We start from the raw sequence: 22,964 nt of genomic DNA, 5'->3' as shown, positions 1-22,964 counted from the left end.
AGTGCCCACAGGTTGCAATGACCGAATTGAGGAACTTGAAATGTCCAATATCATCCGCCCGGCTCTGAGCCTGCTGGTGCTCATGACCCTGATTACCGGCGTCGCCTACCCACTGGTGGTCACCGGCGTCGCCCAGGTTGCCTTCCCGGCCCAGGCCAACGGCAGCCTGGTGTACGACGCCAGCGGCAAGGTGCGCGGCTCCAGCCTGATCGCCCAGGATTTCAGCGGCGACAACTGGTTCCACCCGCGCCCATCTGCTGGTGCCTATGCCACGGTTTCCAGCAGCGCCAGCAACCTCGGCCCGAGCAACCCGGCATTGGCCACGCGCATCTTCGAGGACGCGAACAAGCAGCTAGTGCCGAGCCAGGGCCCGGTGCCTCTGGCCTCGCTGACTACCTCTGGCAGCGGTCTTGATCCACACTTGCCACCGGAGGCGATTGCCTATCAACTGGCGCGCGTGGCGGCGGCGCGGAATGTGCCGGTGTCGACCCTGCAACGTTTGCTCGATGAGCACATCGAAAGCCCGTTGGTGGGGCCGCCGGTGGTGAATGTGCTGGCGCTGAACATGGCCCTGGAAAAGTTGTAGCCATTGAAGACGCTATCGCGGGCAAGCCCGCTCCCACATTTGGAATGCATTCCCCTGTGGGAGCGGCGGTGCGACGATTCGACTTGCCCGCGATGGCGGCATCAAAGACAAAAAATAGATACCTGAAGGAACCCCAAGCATGAGCGACTCCGGCCGCGCCGATGCCCTGCTAGCCGACCTGCCCCGCAACGGCCGTGGCCGGCTCAAAGTCTTCCTCGGCGCCGCGCCGGGCGTAGGCAAGACCTACGCCATGCTCCAGGCCGCCCACACCCAGCTGCGCCAGGGCGTGAAGCTGATCGCCGGCGTGGTCGAGACCCACGGCCGCGCCGAGACCGAAGCCCTGCTCAGCGGCCTGCCACAGCAACCGCTGTTACGCACTGAATACCGCGGCGTGATGCTCGAAGAAATGGACCTCGACGGCCTGCTCGCCGCCAAGCCCAAGCTGGTGCTGGTGGACGAACTGGCCCACAGCAACGCCCCTGGCAGCCGTCATGAAAAGCGCTGGCAAGACATCCAGGAACTGCTCGCCGCCGGCATCAACGTGTTCACCACGGTCAACGTCCAGCACCTGGAAAGCCTCAACGACCAAGTTCGCGGCATCACCGGCGTGCAAGTGCGCGAAACCCTGCCGGACTGGGTGCTGCAAGAGGCCGACGAACTGCTGCTGATCGACCTGCCATCGCGCGAGCTGCTGGAGCGCCTGCGTGACGGCAAGGTGTATGTGCCGGAACAGGCCCGCGCGGCCATCGACGCATTTTTCACCCAGACCAACCTGATGGCCCTGCGCGAGCTGGCGATGCAGACCGCCGCCGCCCACGTCGATGATGACTTGGCCCAAGGCTACCGTCAGCTCGGCCAGGCCGCGCCGGCGGTGCGCGGTCGCCTGCTGGTGGGCGTGGACGGCGATGCCCAGGCCGAACGCCTGGTGCGTCATGCCAGCCGTGTCGCGCAGCGTCGGCATTTGCCGTGGAGCCTGGTGCATATCGATAACGGCGGCGCGCGGGACGAACAATCGCGCCTGCGCCTGCAAAACGCCCAGCAACTGGCCGAACGCCTGGGCGGCGAAGTGGTGTTGCTGCGCGCAGGCGAAGTGGCCAAGACCCTGATCCAGCACGCCGCCGAACGCCGGGCCAGCCTGTTGCTGGTGGGGCAGTCACGCATGCGCTGGCGCCGTCGCGTGTTTGGTGGCGGGCTGGCGGCGCGCCTGTTGCGCAATGCCCGGGGTCTGGAAATCAACGTCCTCGACAGCGACGACATCCCCGCACCGCCGCGCCTGCCGGATGTGCGTGGGCTGGTGTGGTTCGACTACGGCCTGGCGGTGGTGGCGACCGTCGTCGCGGCGGCGGTGGCCTGGGCGGTGTCCAGTGTGTTGCCGTTGCCGAATATCTCGCTGGTATTCCTCGCAGCAGTGCTGCTGGTGGCCGTGCGCAGCAGCCTGGGCCCGTCGCTGGTGTGTGCGGCGTTGTCGTTCATGACCTACGACTTCCTGTTTATCCCGCCGAATTTCTCCTTCGCGATCCAGCGTGAAGAGGACGTGCTGACCTTGCTTTTTTTCCTGCTGATGGCAGCGCTCACCGGCAACCTCGCCGCGCGCCAACGCCGACAGTTGCAGGCGCTGCGCGACACCCAGGAAGAAACCAGCGAGTTGCTCGACCTGTCGCGCAAACTCACCGCTGCCACCGACCGCCAGGCGGTGATCAGCGCGGCGGCTCATCACCTGGAAGGCTGGAGCGATCTCGACCTGTGCCTGGTCAATCGCGACGGCCAGGGTGGATGGACGATTGAAACCGGTGGCCCACTGACCCTCACCGAAGGCGAACGCGCTGCCGCCGATTGGGCCTGGCAGCACGATCAACCGGCTGGCATGGGCACGGGCACCTTGCCGCTGGGGCGTTGGTGGTGGTGGCCGCTGTCGGCTGAAGAGGGGCCGCTGGGTTTGCTCGGCGTGAGCCCCAAGCCGGGCCTGGAATTGAGCGGCCAGCGCCGCCGTTTGCTGACGGCCCTGAGCCAGCCGCTTGCGCAAGCCCTGGCCCGTGCGCAACTGGCGCAGGAGTTGGAGTCGGCGCGCCTGCACGGCGAAACCGAGCAACTGCGCAGCGCCTTGCTCGCCTCGGTGTCCCACGATTTGCGCACGCCGCTGACCTCCATGCGCGGCAGCATCGACAGCCTGCTGGCCCTCGGCGAGGCCATCCCCCTGGAGGACCGCCGCGAACTGCTGGAAGGCACCCGCGATGAAGCCGAGCGCCTCGACCGCTACATCCAGAACCTGCTGGACATGACGCGCCTGGGTCACGGCGCGTTGAAGCTGGCGCGGGACTGGGTGTCGCCCGGCGATATCGTCGGCAGCGCCCTTGGCCGCTTGCGCGCGGTGCTGGCGCCGCTGCAGGTGCACACCGAGGTGCCGGCACAGTTGCCATTGCTGTATGTGCACGCGGCGCTGATCGAGCAGGCACTGGTCAATGTGCTGGAAAACGCCGCGCGCTTTTCGCCGGCCCATGGGCGTTTGCAGTTGAGCGCGGGCGTCGCGGATAACCAGCTGTTTTTTGCCGTCGCCGACGAAGGCCCCGGCATCCCCGAGGACGAGCGCGCGAAGATTTTCGACATGTTCTACACCGCCGCTCGGGGTGACCGTGGCGGGCAGGGCACCGGTCTCGGTCTGGCGATCTGCCAGGGCATGGTCGGTGCTCACGGCGGGCATATCGGCGTGGCCGACGGCATCGACGGCCGAGGGACTTGCATCACCCTGTTCCTGCCGTTGCCGACCCAGCCTGGCCTGGAGCGCGAGGCATGAGCTACCCTGTTTTCTCTCCCGATGCTGATTGGACACCATGAGCCAGACCGCGACGATTTTGGTCATTGATGACGAACCGCAGATCCGCAAATTCCTGCGTATCAGCCTGGCTTCCCAAGGCTACAAGGTGATCGAGGCCGGCACCGGCAACGAAGGCCTGGCCCAGGCGGCCCTGAGCAAACCGGACTTGCTGGTGCTCGACCTCGGCCTGCCGGACATGGACGGCCAGCACGTGCTGCGCGAATTTCGCGAGTGGTCCACGGTGCCGGTGCTGGTGCTGTCGGTGCGCGCCAGCGAAGGGCAGAAAGTCGAAGCCCTGGACGGCGGCGCCAATGACTATGTGACCAAGCCCTTTGGCATCCAGGAATTTCTCGCCCGCGTGCGCGCGCTGCTGCGCCAGGCACCGGCGGGGGAGGCCCAGGAAGCGGCGCTGTCTTTCGGGCCGTTGACCGTGGACCTCGCCTACCGCCGCGTGCTGCTGGACGGCGTCGAAGTCGCCCTGACGCGCAAGGAATACGCGGTGCTGGCGCAACTGGCGCGGCATCCGGGGCGGGTGATTACCCAGCAGCAATTGCTCAAGGATATCTGGGGGCCGACCCATACCGAGGACAGCCACTATCTGCGGATTGTGGTGGGGCATTTGCGCCAGAAGCTGGCGGATGATCCGACGCAGCCGCGGTTTATCGTGACGGAGGCGGGGGTGGGGTATCGGTTGTTGGGCACATAGATTTTTGTTGTGTGTGCCGGCCTCATCGCAGGCAAGCCAGCTCCCACACTTGAATTGTGAACACGGTCAAAATGTGGGAGCTGGCTTGCCTGCGATGAGGCCATCAGCAGCACCCAAGATTTCAGCCCTGCTCACTCTCATACCGGTCCAGGGTATCCCTGGCAATCTCCCGCCCCAACGCGATCAACTCCGGCGCCTTGTAGAACTCGAAAAACCGGCACACCCGCTTCGGCACGTTGATCAATACATCCGGCGGGTACCCGGCAATCTTGTACTGCGCCAGCGACGTCTGCATCACCTCGAAACTCTGGTTGATCAGGTCCAGCAACGACGCCGGCCCCACGTTGTCGATGATGAACGACCCGGTCGCCGACTTCGGCGCGCCGGCCTTTTCCGGCGCGGCGGCGGGTTGCTGGGACTCGGGTTCCGCCGAGTCCAGCCACGGGTTGATATCCGCCGCTTCGGCCTGCAAGGCTTCCTGTTCCAGTTTCATCAGTTGCTCGGCCTGCTTGCGCCGAAATGGCAGGTGCGAACCGAGTGATTTCGCCAGGCTGTTGAAGCGGCTCTTGAACGCCGGTGGGCGCTGGATCACCGGCAGTTGGTAGTGCTTTTGGTTGGTGGCGTTGAGGTTGACCGCGATGATCAAGTCGCAATGGCTCGACACCACCGGCACGATCGGCAGGGGGTTGAGCAGGCCGCCGTCCACCAGCATGCGGTTGCCTTGCATCACCGGCGTGAACAGGCTGGGGATCGCCGCCGAAGCGCGCATGGCCTGGTGCAGGCAGCCTTCCTGGAACCAGATTTCCTGTTGGTTGGTGAGGTCGGTGGCGACGGCGGTGTAGGGGATGCGCAGCTCTTCGATATTCAACTCGCCGACGATCTTGCGGATCTGGCCGAAGACCTTCTCGCCGCGGATCGCGCCGAGGCGAAAACTCACGTCCACCAGGCGTAGCACATCGAGGTAATCGAGGCTTTCAATCCAGTTGCGGTACTCATCCAGCTTGCCGGCGGCGTAGATGCCACCGACCACGGCGCCCATGGAACAACCGGCGACGCAGGCGATGTCGTAGCCGCGTCGTTCGATCTCTTCGATCACGCCGATATGGGCGTAGCCCCGGGCCCCGCCAGAGCCCAGCACCAAGGCAACACGTTTCTTCATGGTCATGTCCTACAGATGGCAGGTGCCCACAATGCACCCATTGAGGGGGCGGCTTCAATCTTCGCTGCGGGAGTGCCAAGCCTCGGGTATGCTCTGGGAATAGGTACTATCGTTTTCAGGCTAAGGACAAGGCACTTTTTCATGTAGGCAACGTCTACAACGTACGACTGTTTTTCTTTATTTTGAGGTGTCATCGATGAAAGCCTGGATGTGTGTGCCTGTGATCGTGTTGGCCCTGGCCGGTTGTGCCGGGAAAACCGCGTACCGCGACAGCTGCGGCACGCAATTGGACGCTGCCTGGCACGAGCTGGACTTGGCCAAGGCCGAAGGTTTTGCCGGGACTGTCAGCTATTCCAAGGCCCTGTCCCTGCTGACCGGTGCCAAGACCCAGCAGCAATTTGAAGCGTTTGAAGGCTGCGCCAACAAGGCCGAAAAAGCGCGGTTCTATATTCGTGAGTCGCGCGCCGGGCGTTGATCCGAGCGGCGAGTAGGATTATTCATCGGAGAGTGAGGGCAGGATGTCAGCGTTGGTCGATCAGTTAGTCGCTCAGGTCATTGGCCTGGAAGTAGGGTTACTGAGCTGCCAGGCTCGTCTCACCGCCGTCACCGACGATGAAGCCCTGCATGACCTGCGCACCACCGTGCGCCGCCTGCGCAGCTTGCTGCGCCCCTTGCGTGGGCTGCCCGGCGTGGAACAGCTGGAATCGGCCGCCAGCGCGGTCGGCCAATTGACCACGCCACTGCGTGACCGCGAGGTGCTGGCGGCCTATTTGCACCAGCACGGCTATCACGAGGCGGCCGATCGGCGCCTGCGCCTGCAACCCGAGGCGTATCGCCACGTGGCGCAAAGCCCCGAGCTGGCGCAACTGCTGCTGATCCTCGATGCCTTCCCGCGCTTTATCCGCGCATCCGAACATCAGAAATTGCTCAAGGGCCTGCGCCCGCGCATCGAGAAGCGTTTGGCCAAGCAATGGCACGCCCTCGACGCCGCGTTGAAGGACCCCAGCCATGATCGCCACCGCCTGCGGTTGCTGATCAAGCGCGTGCGTTATGCCGCCGAGGCCTATCCCGAATTGCACAAACTCCCCGCCAACGCCATGTCCCGCCTGAAGAAAGCCCAAGGCGCCCTGGGCGATTGGCACGACTGCTGGCAGTGGCTGGCCCAGGCCGAACACCAGCCGGATCTGCAACCCTGCGTTGCCGTGTGGCAACGCACCATGGCCAAGGCCGAAGGGCAGGCGGACCGCGTGCTGGATAAACTCCGCGCCGATTGTTTCTGACACCTGATCGTCCCCACGCTCCGCTGATCGTTCCCACGCTCCGCGTGGGAATGCAGCCCAGGACGCTCCGCGTCCGACAATCGTCCGGCTTTTGGCCGGAATAGGCGCTGTACCCGGCCAACACGCTGGTTAAGATCGCTCACTCGTTTACTTTGCTGTGAGGTCGCCATGCGCTTTAGTGATTTGCTCGACGCCGCCCGAAGCCACCCGCAAGACGTCACCATCCCCGCCGAATGGGCTCAGGGCCGTGCCACTTTCGGCGGCCTGGTCGCCGCGTTGCAGTACGAAGCGCTACGCGCCCAGGTGCCAGCCGACCGCCCGCTGCGCTCGCTGGCCATCACCTTCGTCGGCCCAGTGGCCCCCGATGTGCCCGCCAGTTATCAAGTCGAAGTGTTGCGCGAAGGCAAGGCCGTCAGCCAATTGCTCGGCCGCGTGGTGCAGAACGGCGAAGTGGCGACGCTGGTGCAGGCCAGTTTCGGCGGGTCTCGCGAGTCGGAAATCACGGTTGAGAGCGAAGCGCCGCCGGTGTTCAAGCATTGGGACGAATGCCAGGAACTGCCCTACATCAAGGGCGTCACCCCGGAGTTCATGCGCCATCTGGCGATGCGCTGGAGTGTCGGTGGCCTACCGTTTACCGGGAACAAGTCCCGCGACATGGGTGGCTGGGTCCGACTGCGTGGGGATGTGAAGGAAGAACCGCTGACCGAGGCGCACATCCTTGCGTTGGTTGACGCCTGGCCTCCGGCCTTGCTGCCGCACCTGAAGAAGCCCGCGCCGGGCAGCACGCTGACCTGGACCATCGAGTTCATCCAGCCGTTGCAGGAGCTGACCACGCTGGACTGGTGCCAGTACTACGTAACCATCGAGCACGCCCGCGATGGCTACGGCCACGCCGCCGCCGCGCTGTGGAGCCCGAGCGGCGCGTTGATCGCCATCAGCCGCCAGACCGTGGTGGTGTTCGCCTGACACTCAGTGCCGGTGGCGCTGCCGCCAGGCGCGCCACCAGCCGCCGCTGAAGACAAAGCGCGGGAAGGTCACGAACTGCTCGACCACCAGGCGCTGCACTGCGTCTGTGCGATCACTGAAGGGCTCACTGGCCTGGGCTTCCAGGCTGTGGCCGTGACGCTGCAACGCCAGGCCGGCCACGATGCCGACCACACCAATGGCAAAGCTGGCCAGGCTCAAGCTGAACACCCCGGACACAATCAACAGAAACCCGACGATAAACAGCGGCACGGCAATCAGGTGCAACGCCAGGTTGGTCGGGTGCTGATGGTTCTGTGGGTAGCTGCGCCATTGCCAGGCGGGGAGATTGGGGTGACGTTTGCCCATGATGAAAAATCCTCTGTCCATTAAAACAACTTGCACAGAGTTTAGGTGGGGGCGGGCGGGTCGGCGAATCAAGGCTGGCTATGGGGGCTATAGGTATCTACACAACTTTCAGCATTGCTGCTGTACCCGTGACGGCCGGGCGATTTTTACCGGGTGTAAACCGGTTCAAAATGTGGGAGCTGGCTTGCCTGCGATAGCTATGTGTGAGGCGCTGGAGGGCTTTGGGTCGGAGTACATATCCGTTATTTGGGTAACGGCTGATATTGGTTCCGCCCTTAAGGCGGGTCACTTTTGGAAAAGAGCCCGGAGTGCCGGCCCAGCCAAAAGTAACCCAAAGGGCTTTTGCCCCACCACTCGGTACCTCGCCTGCGTTAACTTACAACTTAAGTTGCCCAATGGCCTTGCTCAACTCGCCCGCCAAGGTCGCCAGTTCATTGCTGGTGGTCGCCGACTCCACGGTTTGTTGCACGGTGTTTTCGGTGACGTCGCGGATGCTTACCACGGCCCGGTTCATTTCTTCCGCGACATGGCTTTGCTGCTCGGCGGCGACGGCGATCTGGGTGTTGCTCTCGCGCATCTGCGCCACGGCGCTGGTGATTTCGGCGAGGGCGTTGCCGGCTTCGAGGGCTTGTTGCACGCAGTCGTCGGCCTTGAATGAGCTTTCCTGCATAAAGTCCACCGCGTCGCGGGTGCCGGCTTGCAGGGCGGAGACCATGCGGGTGATTTCGTCGGTGGAGCTTTGCACGCGCTTGGCCAGGTTGCGCACTTCGTCGGCGACCACCGCAAAGCCACGGCCCATTTCGCCGGCGCGGGCGGCTTCGATGGCGGCGTTGAGGGCGAGCAGGTTGGTCTGTTCGGCGATGCTGTGGATCACCCCGACCACGCCGTTGATTTTCTGGCTGTCCTCGGCGAGTTTCTGGATCATTTCGGCGGTCTGTTGCACGCCGGTGGACAGCCCGGCAATTGAGCGTTGTACGCGGCCCACCACTTCCTGGCCGCTGCCGGCGAGGGCGTCGGCGGTCTGGGACAGGTCGCGGGTGGCGCCGGCGTGCTGGGCGATGTGGTAGACGGTGGCGGTCATTTCGTTGATGGCGGTGGCGGCCTGGTCGGTTTCGCTTTGCTGGCCAAGCATGCCGTGCTGCACCTCGTTCATGCTGCTGGCCAGGCGTGCGGCGCCGTCATCCAGTTGCTGGGCGGTGCGCGCCACGGTGTTGACCACCCGTTGGTAGCCGGCCTGCATGGCATTGAAGGCGCTGGCCATCTGCCCGACCTCATCCTTGCACGCCAGTGGCACGCGGGCCGCCAGGTCGCCGGTTTTTTCCACGTGCAGCATCAGGTCCTTGAGGGTGTTGAGCTGGCTGAGCAGGAAGCGGATCAGCAACTGCGAAGCGCCGAGCATCGCCAACATCAGGATCGCCACGGCGATGGCGTAGTTGGCAAAGCGGTCTTCGAACACTTGGCTCAGGCTAGGCGCATAGGCCAGCACGGCGACGTATTGACCGTCGGCGCGGGCGACCACGTCGGCGCCCAGCAGTGGGTTTTCGCCGAACCAGGGCATGTGGTTGAGTTCGACCCAGCCCGTTGCGCTGCCCAGGGCTGACAGATCCTGATCCGCCACTTGTGGGACTTGGCCACGGGAAAATGTCAGCCAGTGCTCGTCCCTGGGCAGCGGTTTTTCCGCGGGCCAGGCGCCGAGCAAGCGCGCCTGGGCCTGCGCCGATGCCCGGGAAGCGTCGCTGCGCGCTTGTTGTTCAAGCTGCACGGCGTACAGCACCAGCAACAAGGTGGTGATGAAAGCGACCGCGTTGACGGCCCAGAATTTGTACTTCAGCGAGATGTTGCTAAGCCAGGCACCCATGGAAGGTTTTCTCTGATAGCGGAAACAGCATTGGCAAGGTGCCATTATTGTGCCGCTATTCAGGAAAAGCGCTTTTGACATGGGTCAATGCGCCGCATTACTCCACGCTGGGCAGGCCAAAGAACGCGCGGGCACAGGCGCTGCTGTGCTCGGCCAGGTCTTCCATGGTCTCGTTGCGGTGCAGGGCGACTTCGCGCAGCACTTCGGGCAGGTAGGCCGGTTCGTTGCGGCCGTTTTTCGGCTTGGGCCGCAGGGTACGCGGCAGCAGGTAGGGCGCATCGCTTTCCAGCATCAGACGGCCCCGGGGAATTTCCCTGACTAGCGGGTGCAGATGGGTCCCACGGCGTTCGTCGCAGATCCAGCCGGTAATGCCGATGTGCAAATCCAGGTCGAGGTAGCTGAACAGCGCCTGCTGCTCGCCGGTGAAGCAGTGCACCACGGCGGCGGTGAGGTGGTCACGGTAGTCCTTGAGGATGTCCAGCAGGCGCTGGTTGGCGTCACGTTCGTGGAGGAACACCGGCAGTTGCAGCTCGACGGCCAGGGCCAGGTGCTCTTCGAGGACTTTTTCCTGCTGCGGGCGCGGGGAGAAATCCCGGTTGAAATCCAGCCCGCATTCGCCCACCGCACGCACGCGGCTTTCGCTGAGCAAGCCGCGCAGGCGCCGGGCGCTGTCGCCGTTCCAGTCGCTGGCGGAGTGGGGGTGAATGCCGGCGGTGCTGAACAGGCGTTGGCCGCTTTCGTCGAGTTTTACGCAGAGTTCCAGGGCCTGTTCGCTGCCGTCGAGGCTGGTGCCGGTAAGGATCAATTGTTGCACGCCAGCGGCGTAGGCACGGTCGAGTACGGCCTGGTGCTTCTCGTCGAAACTGGGGTTGGTCAGGTTGACGCCGATATCAATGAGTTGCATGGTGCTATCTCCGCCTGCGGCCGGAAAGCATATCAGAGCTGTAGATTTATAAGAAAAACGAAGAACTACAACAGGTTATCGCTGTCTTTGAACGTCGCAACCGACATCGTGGTTGGCCCAATGCTTTGCCCTGTGTCACCGTTGCGCGTCTTGCCAGCGCTTAAAGCGCTCTGTTTCTGACCCCCACCGCCTCGTTTTTCGCGAGAGCGCTGGCCAGTATTCTTACCGGAGAGCGGATGATCCGACCCTCGGCGTTGCTTATGTTGTGCCTGACGTTGCTGCTGCCCATGGCGGCGGTCGCGCGTCTCGACGGGCCGCTGGAAGTGACCAAGCCCGGCAAGGTCCGCGACCTGGCGGAAATCCGCGCCAGCCGTACCCTGCGCGTCTTGGTCAACCAGAGCCGCAACAGTTCCGGCGAAGTGCAAGGCCAGGCCATCGGCGTCGAATACCATCGCCTGCGCGCCTTTGAGCAATACCTCAACGGCCACGCCCGCGATGGCCAGGAGATCAACCTCAAGATCATTCCCAAGGCCAAGGACCAGTTGCTCGGCGCCCTGGCGCGCGGCGAAGGTGACTTGGTCGCGCCGGGTGAACTGCTCGACGTCAAGGCTGCGCACAAGATCAGCACCAGTGACCCGATTGCCAGCGGCGTACCGTTATGGCTGGTGGGGGTGAAGGGCGAGCGGCGTTTTACCAAACTGGAGCAATTGTCCGGGCGCACGCTGGCGCTGACCACCGGCAGCGCGGCGGCGGACGCCATCAACCAGGTCAACCAGAAGCTGGCGCTGCACAAGCAGCCGCCGGTAAAAGTGGAATGGGTGGACCCGACCCTGGCCGTGGAAGATGTGCTGGAGATGGTCCAGGCGGGCATTTTCCACCTGACGATCGTGGAAAAACCGATTGCCGAGCGCTGGTCGAAAATCCTCCCTAAGCTGCGCTTCGATAAGCAGGTGGCCATCAGCGAACCGGGCGACGAGTACTGGTTCGTGCGCCAGGATGCGTCGATGTTGCGGGCGAGCATTGATCGATTCCTCAAGACCTATCACACGCCTTCCGACCAGGATGTGGCGTTCCAGCGTATCTACCGACGCCTTTATCAGGTGCGCAATCCGCTGGCGCGTGTCGACCGCCAGCGCCTGGAAAAACTGCGCCCGGTCTTGCAAAAGCACGCTCGCGAGCAGGGCATGGACTGGTTGAACCTCGCCGCGCTGGCCTTCAAGGAGTCCGCTCTCGACCCTGGCGCACGCAACAGCGGCGGGCCCACCGGGCTGATGCAGATCACCCCGTCGGCGGCGCAGCGGGTGGGTGTCAACAATATCGAAAGCCTGGACAGCAACGTGCAGGCGGGCGCTCGCTACCTGGCGATGATTCGCCGCAAATTCTTCGCCAGCCCCAAGCTCAACGAGCGCGAGCGCATGGCGTTTGTCTTGGCGGCTTACAACATGGGCCCGGAGCGCGTGCAGGGGATGCGCACTGAGGCCAGGCGTCGGGGGCTGAATCCCAACCAGTGGTTCTTCCAGGTCGAGCGCATTGCCATGGAGCAGGTGGGAATGGGCAGCGTCAGCTATGTTAATAGCGTCAACAAGTACTACTTGGCGTTCGACCGGGAGCGGGAGTCCCTGGAGCCACCGGTGCCGAAAGTCGCCTCACGGAAGTAATCGATTTAATCGATATTAATCAGGCATTTTTTCGGCTTTTATCATTCCATAAACTGATTAATATAGCGGCCAACCAACCCCTACATCGAAAAGGATTACCCCCATGAGCCCACTGATCAAAAACCTGCTGTCCACCCGCGCCGGTTACGGCCTGACCGTTCTGCGTATTGTTGTCGGCGTGATTTTTGCCGCCCACGGTTCGCAGAAACTCTTCGGCTGGTTTGGCGGCTATGGCCTGGCGGGCACGGCCCAGTGGATGGAAAGCATCGGCCTGGCGCCAGGTACCCTGATGGCACTGTTGTCCGGTGGTACCGAGTTTTTCGCCGGTCTGGCACTGATCATTGGTTTGCTGGTGCGTCCTGCGGCCTTGGGCCTGACCATTCTGTCGGTGGTCGCGATTCTCTCGGTGCATATCCACAATGGGCTGTTCATGGCCAACAACGGTTATGAGTTTGCGCTGGCCTTGCTGGGCGGCTCGCTGGCGGTGCTGTTTGAAGGTGCCGGCAAGCTGTCTGCCGACCGCGCCATCGCCAACTGAGCCACCTGCAACACCCTGAACAGGCCCGCCATGTGCGGGCCTTTTCGTTGCGCGCAATTCTTGACATGGCCCCGTCGGCTTCTCTAGGATGCCCGCTCATGCGCCGATTTAAACAGCTAATTGCGGGGCGCCATGGGTGATTGTTTGTGCTGCGTTCAGAGCGAACAGTCCCGATAGAAGTGCTGCATCCGACTCAGGAGCAGGCTTCGAAATACCGCTAAAGCGCTGGTTCGGTGTTGCCTCTCACCTGCCCGCAGACTTTTGAGGCAGAGACACGACACGATGACTGCACTACGCCCCCTCATACGCTTGGCCCCAATCACTGCCGACCTGACTCAGCGCAACCCGAAAATCCTCCTGGGCGGCAAACACCAGCCGACACTGCTGCGTTACCTGGATGGCTGGCCACGTCGCACCGGCCGGCCTTCGGCGTTTCTGATCCAGTTTGTCGAAGACGGCGATTCCCTCGCCCGTTTTGCCAATAACAGCTTTGACCTTGCGGTTATCCAGGCACCCAGCGCCGCTGACGCGGATGAAGTGATCCGACACCTGACACGCGTTGCCAGGCAAGGGCTGATCGCGCGTCGCTGAATCGTCTCACGGTGTCGGCGCCGGTGTTGGGTGTCGGCGACGCTGCCGTCGATACAGGCCCCAGGCCGTCAGGCAGAGCAGTATCGGTATCGGTGCGCTCACCCCTAGCTTGACGTTTTGCACCAGGCGATCCAGCGGCGCATAAACCTGCACTTTCAGTGCGTGCAGTTCCATTGCCAGGCGTAGACGCTCCTTGTTGTGCGCCTGCAATTGGGCTGTGGTATTGACGGTTTCGGTGCCCAAGGTCGTCACAGGTGGGTTCAAGCGCTGCCATTCGTGTTCTGTCTGCGCCAGGCGCCGCTCAAGTTCGCGGGCCTGTTCCTGGTAGGCGCGTGCGGTCGCCTTGCGCCGGCTCTCCAGGCCATGCAGTGCGTATTCCGTCGGTGGCCGTGGGCGTATGTTGGCAAGCGCTTGAGGCGCTGCCAGGTTATCCAATGTGTTCAAGACAAACAGGCTGTTGCTGTGGGGCATCGATCGGGTTGACGGGCCCATGAGCAAATCGGTGTCTGCGACCACCACGACCTGAATCTGCGACGCCTTCTGCAATCCGGGGGCTTGGCCACCACTACCGTCGGGAAACGCCGAATAGGCCGGCCCCTCAAGACGAGCGGCGATCACGTAGCGTTCCCCGCTTGGAGGCGGTTCGTCGACATAGGGCGCTTTGCCAACCCTGCCGGCCTCCAGCAGTGCCGACTGCTCGGAGCTGTACAGGAGGGGGGTGAAGCGTGTGCGGTGCTTGTCGAGAGGGAAGAGGGCGCCGCTGCTCGATACCCTGACAGAGTCCAGTTTCCAGGTACTGATATCGTTTGCGGCCATGGCCTGCCTGGGCAGACTCAGCGTGGTGGAAACGGCGCCTGAGGGCGCTTGTATGGCATAGCGATTGTCGATCAACACCTGGTCGGCCGGCATCCGGATGCCCCAGCTGGACAGCAGCGCCTCCAGTCGGGGGTTGAGGGCTTGTTGCCTTGAACCCTGTTCGCTCAGGGGGTCGATAAACATCATGAGTTTGCCACCACCCAGTACAAATTGATCAATGGCGTACAAGGCCTGCTCAGGCAGTGCCCGGGGGTGCACAAGCATGAGGGTTTTGATCTGCGTGGGGACACGCTGCGCGCTGGGCTCCAGCGCTACCACGTTCAAGTGTCGATGCAGTTCCTGTAGCAGGGGGGCGGCCAGTTCCTTGATCGGTAGCCCAGACAGCAGGCCGATGACAGGCGGTTGCGGGTGGAGTAACTGGTTGATCAAGTGGCTGATTTCGTATTCCAGCAACGCTGCACGGTCGGCGCTGAACGATTTGATGCGTTGCGCGGCCTGGCCGTCTCGGGTGCCAATGAGGCCAAAGAAACCCGCTTCGTCATCAAGCCCATAGAGCCCTGCTCTGTAGGCGTCTTCTGAAAAAGCGCCTGGGTCGACAATGTGCAGATTGATCATGCCGTTTGCCGCGGCTTCGAACGCCTTGAGCGTTTCTTCTACACGCTTGGCGTAGCGTTGGGTGGCACGGCTTTTTTTCGAATTGAAGTAGTAAAGATCCAGCGGAGTGTCCAGGGATGCCAGCAATTGCTGTACTGGAGCCGATAGGGTGTTGGTTTTCGCGCGTGAGACATCCCAGCGCACATCAGGCAGCTTGACGGCCCACACCAGGTTAAAGGCGAGGAAAACCAACAGTAGGACCACCAGTGTCATGCCGGCGTGCAGTGCGGATCGCATCGGGAACGCTCCCTCTCAGCTGTTTTTGTAGTTGAGAATGACGGTCGTCGCAGCGAGTGAGGCCACTATGACGCTGATAAAGTAAAGACAGTCTCGAAGAACAATGACGCCGTGATCAATCTGAGTGAAACGTGACAGTGGGCTTAAGGACGCCACGTTGTCGATTACCCAGATCGGGGCCTGGTGTTCAAGTGCGTCAAGTACGCTGGACAGCCCGCTGATCACCAGCAAAATGCTCAAGGTTAGTATGAATATAATCAGATGATGACGGCTAAGGGCGCATATAAGACAGCCGATGGAAAGATAACTTCCAGCGAGCAACCAGCTGGCCAGATACTGCGTGGCGATCACGCTGTTGTCTGCGCTGCCTAACATATTGACCATTACTACAATGGGCAGTGTCAATGCCAGCGTGATTGCAGTTAAGATCCAGGCTGCGAAGAATTTACCCATGATCAGTTCCGCGTTTGTCACCGGTAGCGTGATGAGCAAATCACGAAGACCCGTTTCATGTTCATCGGCCCATAGTTGGGTGGAGAGTGCGGGAATTAGTAGCAGGTACAACCAGGGGTGTAGTTGAAAAAAGTGTTGCAGGTCAGTGCTGTTTTGCTCCAGTAACTGGCTGCTGTGTAATCCAAGGGTAGTTGACAGTATCAGAAATACTGCGATGTTCAGGTAGGTTGCGGGAGTGCAGAGGTAGCGGGAAAGTTGGCGCTTGATAATAGATGGCAGCATATTCAAATGGACGCCTCTTGGCTTAAGTGGTGGACGACGTCGTTCAGGCGACCAGGCTCCAGGTTAAGCGCGGTTATCTGCCAGCCGCGTTTGGCAATCAGGGCGCAGATCGGGGGGTAGATGGTGTGGCCCGGCATGGCGAGAACGGTGACGGTGCCGGGGCTGCGGCGATCTTCTTCGATGCCGGCAACCCCCGGCAGTACGGCCAATGCCAGCAGGTCCAGCGGCGTATCCGCTGCCAGGGTGACTGCCCTGTAGTACCGAGAGCTGCGCTGGAGTTCCGGCATGGAGGTGTCTGCCAGCAGGCGGCCCCCGCCGATGACCAGGGCGCGGGTGCAGATACCCGACAACGCATCGCAATCCCGCGTGGCAACGATCACTGTCATCTCTTCGGCCAACGACTGGATGAGCGCGCGGATTTTGCATTGTTGATACGGTGACAGGCCCTCGGTCGGCTCATCGAGCAACAGCACGCCGGGGTCATGCAAGATGGCCTGCGCCAGCGCAACCTTGCGTTGCAAGCCCATGGGGAGTGCGTTGAGCGGTTCGTTGAGAACGGCCGACAGCTCCAGCTGCATGGTGATCCGGTCAATGCGTTTGCGTTTTTCGGCGCCGCAGAACCTGCGGAAAGTGGCGATAAGGTTGAGGAAGCCTGCGACAGGCATCGTCGAATGGTTGATGCCGGGTTCGGGCTGGTAGCCCATGGCCTGGGCTACTTGAAGCCGATGGGTCCGGGTATTGAAACCAAGGATGCTCACGTGCCCGGAAGAGGGTTTGAGCAGGCCAGCCATCAGCTTCAGGAGTGTCGTTTTACCCGCGCCCCCATGCCCGAACAAGCCAATGCATTCTTGGCCCTGGGCCACCAATGAAAGATCGCTGATAACATGTTGTTTACCCAGTTGTTTGGTCAGGTTACTTATCTCGATCATTATGCTGTTCTGCTGCATTAGTTTCGCAATATATATGAGGAGGCAAGCGCTTTGGTTGACGTGTGTCGGGGCTCGGGTTAAAAAATAGTACGTTCAATGCAGGGGCTTGGAAACGCGCGGCGGGATGAATAAGATTAGTCCTACGTTCAGACTTGCAGCTCGCTGAAACAATTGTTTTGTGGGTAGCGTTGGACGGCGCAATGTTTATGTGGTGTTTATTTGAAGTTTATTCACTGGCACGAGGCCCAACAATCATGATGCTTTTACGTACCCTTGTTCTTGCGCCCTCCGGTGCGGATGCCCCAGTCAACGGCGCGCTGCTTTGTGGTTTTGCCGTGCCTCAAATCAGTTCAAACTTTCTGGTGTATAGCCTGGATGAAGAGGCGGAGCCAGGTAGTTCCCGGGTATATATCGCAGCCTTGCGTAAGAAACTTGAGCGTTATTACTTGGGTGGTGTCGATGTGCAAGCCGATTTGCAATTGGCAATGCAGGTATTCAAGCAGATATTGACGTGGGCAGCCTCCGGTGTGAAAACCAGCGGCGTTACCGATGCCCAGATTCCTTATCACTTCGTCGACTTGAAAGGTTGCAAGTTACCCCCGGCACGTCCTGAGGATCACCACTCCCTGATCATCAAGAAAGCCCTGGTGATGAAAGTCATTACCCTGGGAACATCTGCCCCCGCGTCACCCGCGATCGAAAGCACTGCTGTGGTGGTCCCTTCCATTCGCTTCTCTTCTCAAATGGTCTCGCCGCCACAGGCCGCAAGCCGGCCTGAACCGCCCCAGCCGGCGCTGCTCGAGCCACAGCCTGCCCCCTTGCCACTGAGCGAACCGCTCCTTGAAACACTGGGCGCGCCGGTTGAAGCCCCGTCATTGTTCGAGGTGGACAGCACGCTGACCAGCCTTGCGCGCGTCGCCCAGGAGCTGACCCAACAGAAACTGGTGGTACTCAAGAAAGAGGCAGCGCTTGAGCAGTGGCAAGTTCAACTGCAGCAAGGCCAGGCTGAGCTTGAGCAAAAGCGTCAGGAGTTGGCGAGTCGAACCCTGGAGAAGGAGACCGCTCTGCAAATGCAGGCGCAGGCCCTGGAGAATCGTGAGGGTCGCTTGGCGAGTGCCTCGGCCGTCTATCAGCAGGCGCAGCAGCAAATGGATGAGCGAGCCGATGCCCTTGAGACGCGTGTGGCCCAGGTGCACGCCCAGGAATTGGTGGTTCACCGCAAAGGCGAGCAGTTGGCAGCCATGCTTTTGCAGTTTTCCGGTTTGCGCCAACGTATGCAGGTCATGCTCCCTGAGCTGGATCAAGTGGTGGGCGACTTCGACAGTGCCGAGCGCACGCCATCGATGGTCGACTCTCGTTCGATGTCGACGTGATGCAGTTCTGGCTACTTTCCCTTGTTCATTTATCATCAGGCTCTGTTCGCCGACGCCGTGCCCTGGTGCAATGGCGTAGTGGGATCAATGAGCATTTTCTGGGGATGAAGGCGTTTGAGCACCAAGCTGATTACCAAAGAAGGTCATGAAGCGCTGAAAAAAGAGTTGGATTACCTGTGGCGGGAAAAGCGCCCGGACACCACGCGCAAAGTGACATGGGCGGCGTCCCTGGGGGATCGCAGCGAGAACGCGGATTACCAGTACAACAAGAAGCTGCTGCGTGAGATCGACCGTCGCGTGCGCTACCTGCGCAAACGCCTGGAAGATATGCGGGTGGTGGAGTACATGCCGGAGCAGGAAGGGCGGGTATTTTTTGGCGCCTGGGTCGATATTGAAAACGAGCAAGGCGAGACCAAGCGTTTTCGCATCGTGGGCTATGACGAGATCTATGACCGGATGGATTACATCTCCATCGACTCACCCATGGCCAGGGCGCTGCTGCGCAAGGAAGTCGACGATGAGGCCATGGTGCAGACGCCTAGTGGCGAAGCCTGCTGGTGGATTACCGCGATCGAGTATGTGAAGTAGGCCAGGGCGGCCCGTACCTGTGAGGGTACGGGCCGTTGGCGTGTCAGCCTTCGCGCAGCACGGTCAGTGGACTGGCGTTCAATGCGCGGCGGGTGCCGAACACGCCGGCAGCGCCGATCAGCACGGCCCCGAGCACCGGCAGCAGCAACAGCCATGGGTGAGGGTGCCAGGCCAGATCAAAGGCATAGCGGTACAGCACCAGTGTCACCAGCTCCGTGCCCAGTGCGGCCAGCAACCCGCTGACCGCGCCCAGCAAGCCGAACTCGATACGCCGTGCCTTGATCAGCAGCTTGCGCTCTGCTCCCAGTGCCCGCAGCAAGGCGCCCTGGCGGATTCGCTCATCCAGGGTGGCCTGCAAACCGGAGAACAGCACCGCCATCCCGGCGGCCAACACAAACAACAGCACGTACTCCACCGCCAAGGTCACCTGGGCGAGGATGCTGCGCAATTGTTCCAGCAAGGCCTCGACTTGCAGGATGGTCACCGCCGGGAACGCCCGGGACAGATCGACGATCTGTTGGTCATGCCCGGGTGCCAGGTAGAAGCTGGTCAGGTAGGTGGCAGGCAGGTCCTTCAGGGTGCCAGGCTGGAAGATCATGAAGAAGTTGGGCTGGAAGTTATCCCAATTGATGGTCCGCAAGCTGGTGACGCGCGCCTCGCGGTTTTCCCCGGCGACGGTGAACACCAGGTGGTCATTGAGCTTGAGCTTGAGGCTTTCAGCGACCTTGGCCTCTACCGATACCCCGGGAATCTCGTCCGTTGGCTGCGACGACCACCAGGCACCGGATGTCAGGACGTTCCCCGGTGGCAGGTCGGCGGCCCAGGTCAGGCTCAGGTCGCGCTGCACGGCACGGTCACCGCTGGAGTCCTTGCTGACAATCGCCTGTACCGCTTCGCCATTGATGCTGATCAGGCGCCCTGGGACCACCGGATACAGCGGCGCCGATTGGGCCTGCAAGGCCAGCAGGCGAGCACTGAAGGCGTCGGTGTCGGCGGGCAGGATGTTCAGCGCGAAATAGTTGGGGGCGTTCTTGGGCAACTGGTTTTGCCAGGTGTCGAGCAGCTCGCCACGCAACAGCGCGATCAGCCCCATCGACAGCAGGATCAGACCAAACGCCAGGGATTGGCCGGCTGCCGCCAGCGGGTGACGCAGCAATTGGCCCAACCCCAGGCGCCACGGCAGTGATGCACGCGCCAGCAGCTTGCGCAGGCTTTGCAGCAACAGCAGGAGCAGGCCGCCGAGGATCAGCGCGGCAATCACACCGCCGCCGAGCAAGGCGAAGGTCAGCACCAGGTCGAGGCTCAGGCGCCACATGATCAGGCCCAGGGCGAACAGCGCCGCGCCGTAGACCATCCAGGTGCTGGAGGCGATGGGCAGCAGGTCGCGACGCAGCACCCGCAGCGGTGGTACGCGGCCCAGTGCGGCCAGCGGCGGCAGGGCGAAGCCGGCGAGGGCGACCAGCCCGGTGCCGATCCCGGCGACCGCCGGCAGCAGGCCACCCGGGGGCACGTCGGCCGGCAGCAGGTCATGCAGGAAGTAGAACAGGCCAAATTGCGCCAGCCAGCCGAGCAGGGCGCCGGTCAGGCTGGCCAGCAGGCCAAGCACGCTCAATTGCAGGCTGAACAGCAGCATGGTTTCGCGGCGCGACAAGCCGAGGCAGCGCAGCAACGCGCTGGCGTCGAAACGGCGGCTGGCGAAGCGGTTGGCCGACAGCGCCACGGCCACGCCGGCCAGCAGCACGGCGACCAGGCTGGCCATGTTCAGGTAGCGTTCGGCCTTGCCCAGGGCGCCGCCGATCTGCTGGTTGCCGTCCCGCGAGTCCTGCAGGCGCTGGTTGGCGGCGAGCCCCGGCTTGATCAGGTCGCGATAGGTTTGCAGGGTCGTGCTGTCGGGCGGCGCGCGCCACAGTTCGCGGTAGCTGACGCGGCTGCCGGGCTGGACCACGCCGGTGGCGTCCAGGTCGGCCAGGTTGATCATCACCCGGGGCGTGAGGCTGTAGAAGTTGCCGGCGCGGTCGGGTTCATAGGTCAGGATGCGGGCCAGGCGCAGGGTCTTCATGCCCACATCGATGCTGTCGCCGACCTTCAGGCTCAGCGCTGTGAGCAGGCGCGCCTCCACCCAGGCTTCGCCGGGTTTCGGGCCGCCCCCTGGAGTTTCCTCGGCGAAGGGCTCGGCCGCGCTTTTCAGTTCGCCGCGCAGTGGGTACTGCTCGTTGACCGCCTTGATACTGGAGAGCTGGATGCCATTGTCGGTGGCGATAACGCTGGAAAACTCGACGATACGCGCATGGTCGAGGCCCAGCTCGGTGCCGGATCTGATTTGTTCGGGACGCGCTGGCGAGCTGCCTTCGAGCACCAGGTCGGCCCCCAGGAACTCGGTGGCGCGCAACAGCATGGCGCCGTTGAGGCGCGCACCGAAGTAGCCGATGGCGGTGCTGGCGGACACCGCCACCAGCAGGGCGAAGAACAACACGCGCAACTCACCGGCGCGGGCATCGCGCAGGAGTTGGCGCATGGCCAGGCTGAACAGACGCAATAGGGGCAAACGTGCCATCAAGGCTCCAGGGGCGCGACCATCAGGCCGGCTTCAAGGCGGATCAGGCGGCGGCAGCGGTGTGCCAGGCGCTCGTCGTGGGTGACCAGTACCAGGGTCGTGCCGCTCTCTTTATTGAGTTCGAACAGCAGGTCGCTGATGCGCTCGCCGGTGTGGCTGTCGAGGTTGCCGGTGGGTTCATCGGCAAACAGCACGTCCGGTTCGGCGGCGAAGGCGCGGGCAATCGCCACGCGTTGCTGCTCGCCACCGGACAGCTGGCGTGGCGAGTGGGTCAGGCGTTGGCCCAGGCCGACACGTTCGAGCAGGTGCCGGGCGCGCTCGCGGGCGTCTTTGCGGCCGTCCAACTCCAGCGGCAGCATGACGTTTTCCAGGGCGTTGAGGCTGTCGAGCAGTTGGAATGACTGGAAGACAAAACCCACGTGTTCGGCACGGATGCGTGCGCGCTGGTCTTCGTCCAGCGTACTGAGGGCTTGGCCGGCGAGGGTGACTTCGCCGCTGCTGGGCAGGTCGAGGCCGGCGAGTAGGCCGAGGAGGGTGGATTTGCCGGAACCGGAGCTGCCGACGATAGCCAGGCTATCGCCCTTGTTCAGTTCCAGGCTCAGTTCGTGCAGGATAGTCAGTTCACCTTCCGCGCTGGGAACCACTTTGCTAAGGTTCCGCGCGGTGAGAATGCTTGCGCCCATGGAGAATCCGATGCGAATGTGGTTTTTGAGTGCTGGCCTGGCCTTGATGTGCGTGGCCCAGGGCGCAGCGGCGGGTACAGTCCTGATCGTTGGCGATAGTATCAGTGCCGGTTTCGGCCTGGATACCAGCAAAGGATGGGTCGCGCTGCTGGAACAACGGCTCAAGCGCGAAGGTTTCGACGATAAAGTGGTCAATGCCTCCATCAGCGGCGACACCAGTGCCGGAGGCCTCGCGCGGCTGCCGGCGGCGCTTGCAGAGCATAAACCGGAACTGGTGATCATCGAGTTGGGCGGCAATGACGGCCTGCGCGGTCAGCCTCCGGCGCAATTGCAACAAAATCTTGCCTCGATGATTGACCAGTCCAAGGCCATTGGCGCCAAGGTGCTGTTGCTCGGCATGCAATTGCCGCCCAACTACGGCCCGCGCTACACCAACGCCTTTGCCGAAGTCTACGGCAGCCTGGCCAAGGACAAAGCCGTGCCGCTGGTGCCGTTTTTCCTGGAAGGTATCGGTGGCCACCCGGAGCTGATGCAGGCTGACGGGCTGCATCCCGCCGTCGGCGCCCAGGGCAAGTTGCTGGAAAATGTCTGGCCGACGCTAAAACCGCTGTTATGACGCTTTTCTACCGGCAGGCTTTCGGCTAAGGTGGCGCCCCCCCGATCTGGAGCCCCCGATGTCACGCCCTGCCTGGTCCCTGTTCAACTACCAACTGATCGAGCCTGACGAGCAGCTGGATCTGTTCGCCTGCCAGGAAGTCCGGGTGCATCTGGTGGCACGCCAATTGGAGCTGGGCGGCACGATTGACCGCACGCTCTGTGGCACCTTGCTGCCAGCCCAGCCGCGCTGGTCATCGGTGGGTCGTGCGATTTTCCAGGACCAGCGGTTGTGCCCGTTGTGCCGGGCGATCCTCGAATCCCAGAAGCGCGGCACGCCGCTGATCTGGCCGGAGCTGCGCTTCGAGTAGTCTCGG

22 protein-coding genes are annotated in these 22,964 nt (G+C 62.4%); 13 read left to right on the top strand and 9 right to left on the bottom strand.

Going from position 1 to position 22,964, the window contains the following annotated elements:
• Positions 1-40: 40 nt before the first annotated feature.
• The 3 genes from kdpC to B348_RS0101745 all read left to right on the top strand — a co-directional run bounded on the left by kdpC (position 41) and on the right by B348_RS0101745 (position 4,104).
• Positions 41-586 (top strand): potassium-transporting ATPase subunit KdpC, encoded by a 546-nt coding sequence (gene kdpC / locus B348_RS0101755; protein WP_017734446.1) that lies wholly within the window; start codon positions 41-43, stop codon positions 584-586.
• A gap of 139 nt (positions 587-725) precedes the next feature.
• Positions 726-3,377, top strand: coding sequence for a sensor histidine kinase KdpD (locus B348_RS0101750; RefSeq protein WP_017734445.1), 2,652 nt, complete (start codon positions 726-728; stop codon positions 3,375-3,377).
• 37 nt (positions 3,378-3,414) lie between these two features.
• On the top strand, positions 3,415-4,104 hold the full coding sequence (locus B348_RS0101745) for a response regulator (RefSeq protein ID WP_026136482.1): 690 nt from the start codon (positions 3,415-3,417) through the stop codon (positions 4,102-4,104).
• A gap of 121 nt (positions 4,105-4,225) precedes the next feature.
• Here the strand turns inward: B348_RS0101745 and B348_RS0101740 are convergent, their stop codons facing one another.
• Positions 4,226-5,263 (bottom strand): patatin-like phospholipase family protein, encoded by a 1,038-nt coding sequence (locus B348_RS0101740; protein ID WP_017734443.1) that lies wholly within the window; start codon positions 5,261-5,263, stop codon positions 4,226-4,228.
• Between the two features lie 196 nt (positions 5,264-5,459).
• Here B348_RS0101740 and B348_RS0101735 point away from each other — a divergent pair, with 196 nt between their 5' ends.
• The 3 genes from B348_RS0101735 to B348_RS0101725 all read left to right on the top strand — a co-directional run bounded on the left by B348_RS0101735 (position 5,460) and on the right by B348_RS0101725 (position 7,509).
• Entirely contained in the window at positions 5,460-5,738 is a 279-nt protein-coding gene (locus B348_RS0101735) for a hypothetical protein (protein WP_017734442.1), read from the top strand.
• A 43-nt stretch (positions 5,739-5,781) separates the two neighbouring features.
• Complete coding sequence (locus tag B348_RS0101730) at positions 5,782-6,543, top strand: CHAD domain-containing protein (protein WP_017734441.1); 762 nt, start codon at positions 5,782-5,784, stop codon at positions 6,541-6,543.
• Positions 6,544-6,711: 168 nt separating this feature from the next.
• Complete coding sequence (locus B348_RS0101725) at positions 6,712-7,509, top strand: acyl-CoA thioesterase II (RefSeq protein ID WP_017734440.1); 798 nt, start codon at positions 6,712-6,714, stop codon at positions 7,507-7,509.
• A 3-nt stretch (positions 7,510-7,512) separates the two neighbouring features.
• Here B348_RS0101725 and B348_RS0101720 read toward each other — a convergent pair whose 3' ends face one another.
• The 3 genes from B348_RS0101720 to B348_RS0101710 form a co-directional block, all read right to left on the bottom strand.
• Positions 7,513-7,875 carry an Mpo1-like protein gene (locus B348_RS0101720; RefSeq protein WP_017734439.1) on the bottom strand — a complete coding sequence of 121 codons (363 nt, stop codon included), beginning with the start codon at positions 7,873-7,875 and terminating at the stop codon, positions 7,513-7,515.
• Positions 7,876-8,251: 376 nt separating this feature from the next.
• Positions 8,252-9,733, bottom strand: a complete 1,482-nt coding sequence (locus B348_RS0101715; RefSeq protein WP_017734438.1) for a methyl-accepting chemotaxis protein — start codon at positions 9,731-9,733, stop codon at positions 8,252-8,254.
• A 97-nt stretch (positions 9,734-9,830) separates the two neighbouring features.
• Positions 9,831-10,637 carry a TatD family hydrolase gene (locus tag B348_RS0101710; RefSeq protein WP_017734437.1) on the bottom strand — a complete coding sequence of 269 codons (807 nt, stop codon included), beginning with the start codon at positions 10,635-10,637 and terminating at the stop codon, positions 9,831-9,833.
• Between the two features lie 236 nt (positions 10,638-10,873).
• Between B348_RS0101710 and B348_RS0101705 the strand changes: the two genes are divergently transcribed.
• The 3 genes from B348_RS0101705 to B348_RS0101695 all read left to right on the top strand — a co-directional run bounded on the left by B348_RS0101705 (position 10,874) and on the right by B348_RS0101695 (position 13,424).
• On the top strand, positions 10,874-12,295 hold the full coding sequence (locus B348_RS0101705) for a transglycosylase SLT domain-containing protein (RefSeq protein ID WP_026136481.1): 1,422 nt from the start codon (positions 10,874-10,876) through the stop codon (positions 12,293-12,295).
• Between the two features lie 103 nt (positions 12,296-12,398).
• Positions 12,399-12,833, top strand: a complete 435-nt coding sequence (locus B348_RS0101700; protein ID WP_017734435.1) for a DoxX family protein — start codon at positions 12,399-12,401, stop codon at positions 12,831-12,833.
• A 282-nt stretch (positions 12,834-13,115) separates the two neighbouring features.
• Positions 13,116-13,424: a hypothetical protein gene (locus B348_RS0101695; protein WP_026136480.1), complete on the top strand. Its 309-nt coding sequence runs from the start codon at positions 13,116-13,118 to the stop codon at positions 13,422-13,424.
• Positions 13,425-13,430: 6 nt separating this feature from the next.
• On the opposite strand, the gene B348_RS0101690 is transcribed toward B348_RS0101695, so the two are convergent.
• From B348_RS0101690 to B348_RS0101680, 3 genes are read right to left on the bottom strand one after another with little or no spacing between them, the layout of a single operon-like run.
• Positions 13,431-15,131 carry a Gldg family protein gene (locus B348_RS0101690; RefSeq protein ID WP_017734433.1) on the bottom strand — a complete coding sequence of 567 codons (1,701 nt, stop codon included), beginning with the start codon at positions 15,129-15,131 and terminating at the stop codon, positions 13,431-13,433.
• Positions 15,132-15,146: 15 nt separating this feature from the next.
• A complete protein-coding gene (locus tag B348_RS0101685; RefSeq protein ID WP_017734432.1) occupies positions 15,147-15,872 on the bottom strand; it encodes an ABC transporter permease in 726 nt (241 codons plus the stop codon).
• Positions 15,869-16,795 carry an ABC transporter ATP-binding protein gene (locus tag B348_RS0101680; protein WP_026136479.1) on the bottom strand — a complete coding sequence of 309 codons (927 nt, stop codon included), beginning with the start codon at positions 16,793-16,795 and terminating at the stop codon, positions 15,869-15,871. The genes B348_RS0101685 and B348_RS0101680 overlap by 4 nt, the downstream gene beginning before the upstream one ends.
• 254 nt (positions 16,796-17,049) lie before the next feature.
• Between B348_RS0101680 and B348_RS0101675 the strand changes: the two genes are divergently transcribed.
• Together B348_RS0101675 and greB are read left to right on the top strand one after the other, a co-directional pair.
• On the top strand, positions 17,050-18,168 hold the full coding sequence (locus tag B348_RS0101675) for a hypothetical protein (protein WP_017734430.1): 1,119 nt from the start codon (positions 17,050-17,052) through the stop codon (positions 18,166-18,168).
• Between the two features lie 114 nt (positions 18,169-18,282).
• Positions 18,283-18,756, top strand: a complete 474-nt coding sequence (gene greB, locus B348_RS0101670; RefSeq protein WP_017734429.1) for a transcription elongation factor GreB — start codon at positions 18,283-18,285, stop codon at positions 18,754-18,756.
• Positions 18,757-18,799: 43 nt separating this feature from the next.
• Here the strand turns inward: greB and B348_RS0101665 are convergent, their stop codons facing one another.
• The gene (locus tag B348_RS0101665; protein ID WP_017734428.1) at positions 18,800-21,310 is read right to left on the bottom strand and encodes an ABC transporter permease; all 2,511 of its coding nucleotides are present in this window, start codon (positions 21,308-21,310) and stop codon (positions 18,800-18,802) included.
• A complete protein-coding gene (locus B348_RS0101660; RefSeq protein ID WP_005786391.1) occupies positions 21,310-21,993 on the bottom strand; it encodes an ABC transporter ATP-binding protein in 684 nt (227 codons plus the stop codon). Before B348_RS0101660 ends, B348_RS0101665 begins: the two co-directional genes overlap by 1 nt.
• 10 nt (positions 21,994-22,003) lie before the next feature.
• On the opposite strand from B348_RS0101660, the gene B348_RS0101655 reads away from it, so the two are divergent.
• Both B348_RS0101655 and B348_RS0101650 read left to right on the top strand, forming a co-directional pair.
• Positions 22,004-22,609 (top strand): arylesterase, encoded by a 606-nt coding sequence (locus tag B348_RS0101655; protein WP_026136478.1) that lies wholly within the window; start codon positions 22,004-22,006, stop codon positions 22,607-22,609.
• Positions 22,610-22,667: 58 nt separating this feature from the next.
• Positions 22,668-22,958, top strand: a complete 291-nt coding sequence (locus B348_RS0101650; RefSeq protein WP_017734426.1) for a hypothetical protein — start codon at positions 22,668-22,670, stop codon at positions 22,956-22,958.
• Positions 22,959-22,964: the final 6 nt, after the last annotated feature.

This window comes from Pseudomonas sp. CBZ-4 (genome assembly GCF_000346755.1).
GTDB lineage: Bacteria > Pseudomonadota > Gammaproteobacteria > Pseudomonadales > Pseudomonadaceae > Aquipseudomonas.
This window is presented reverse-complemented; position numbering and strand designations above follow the sequence as displayed.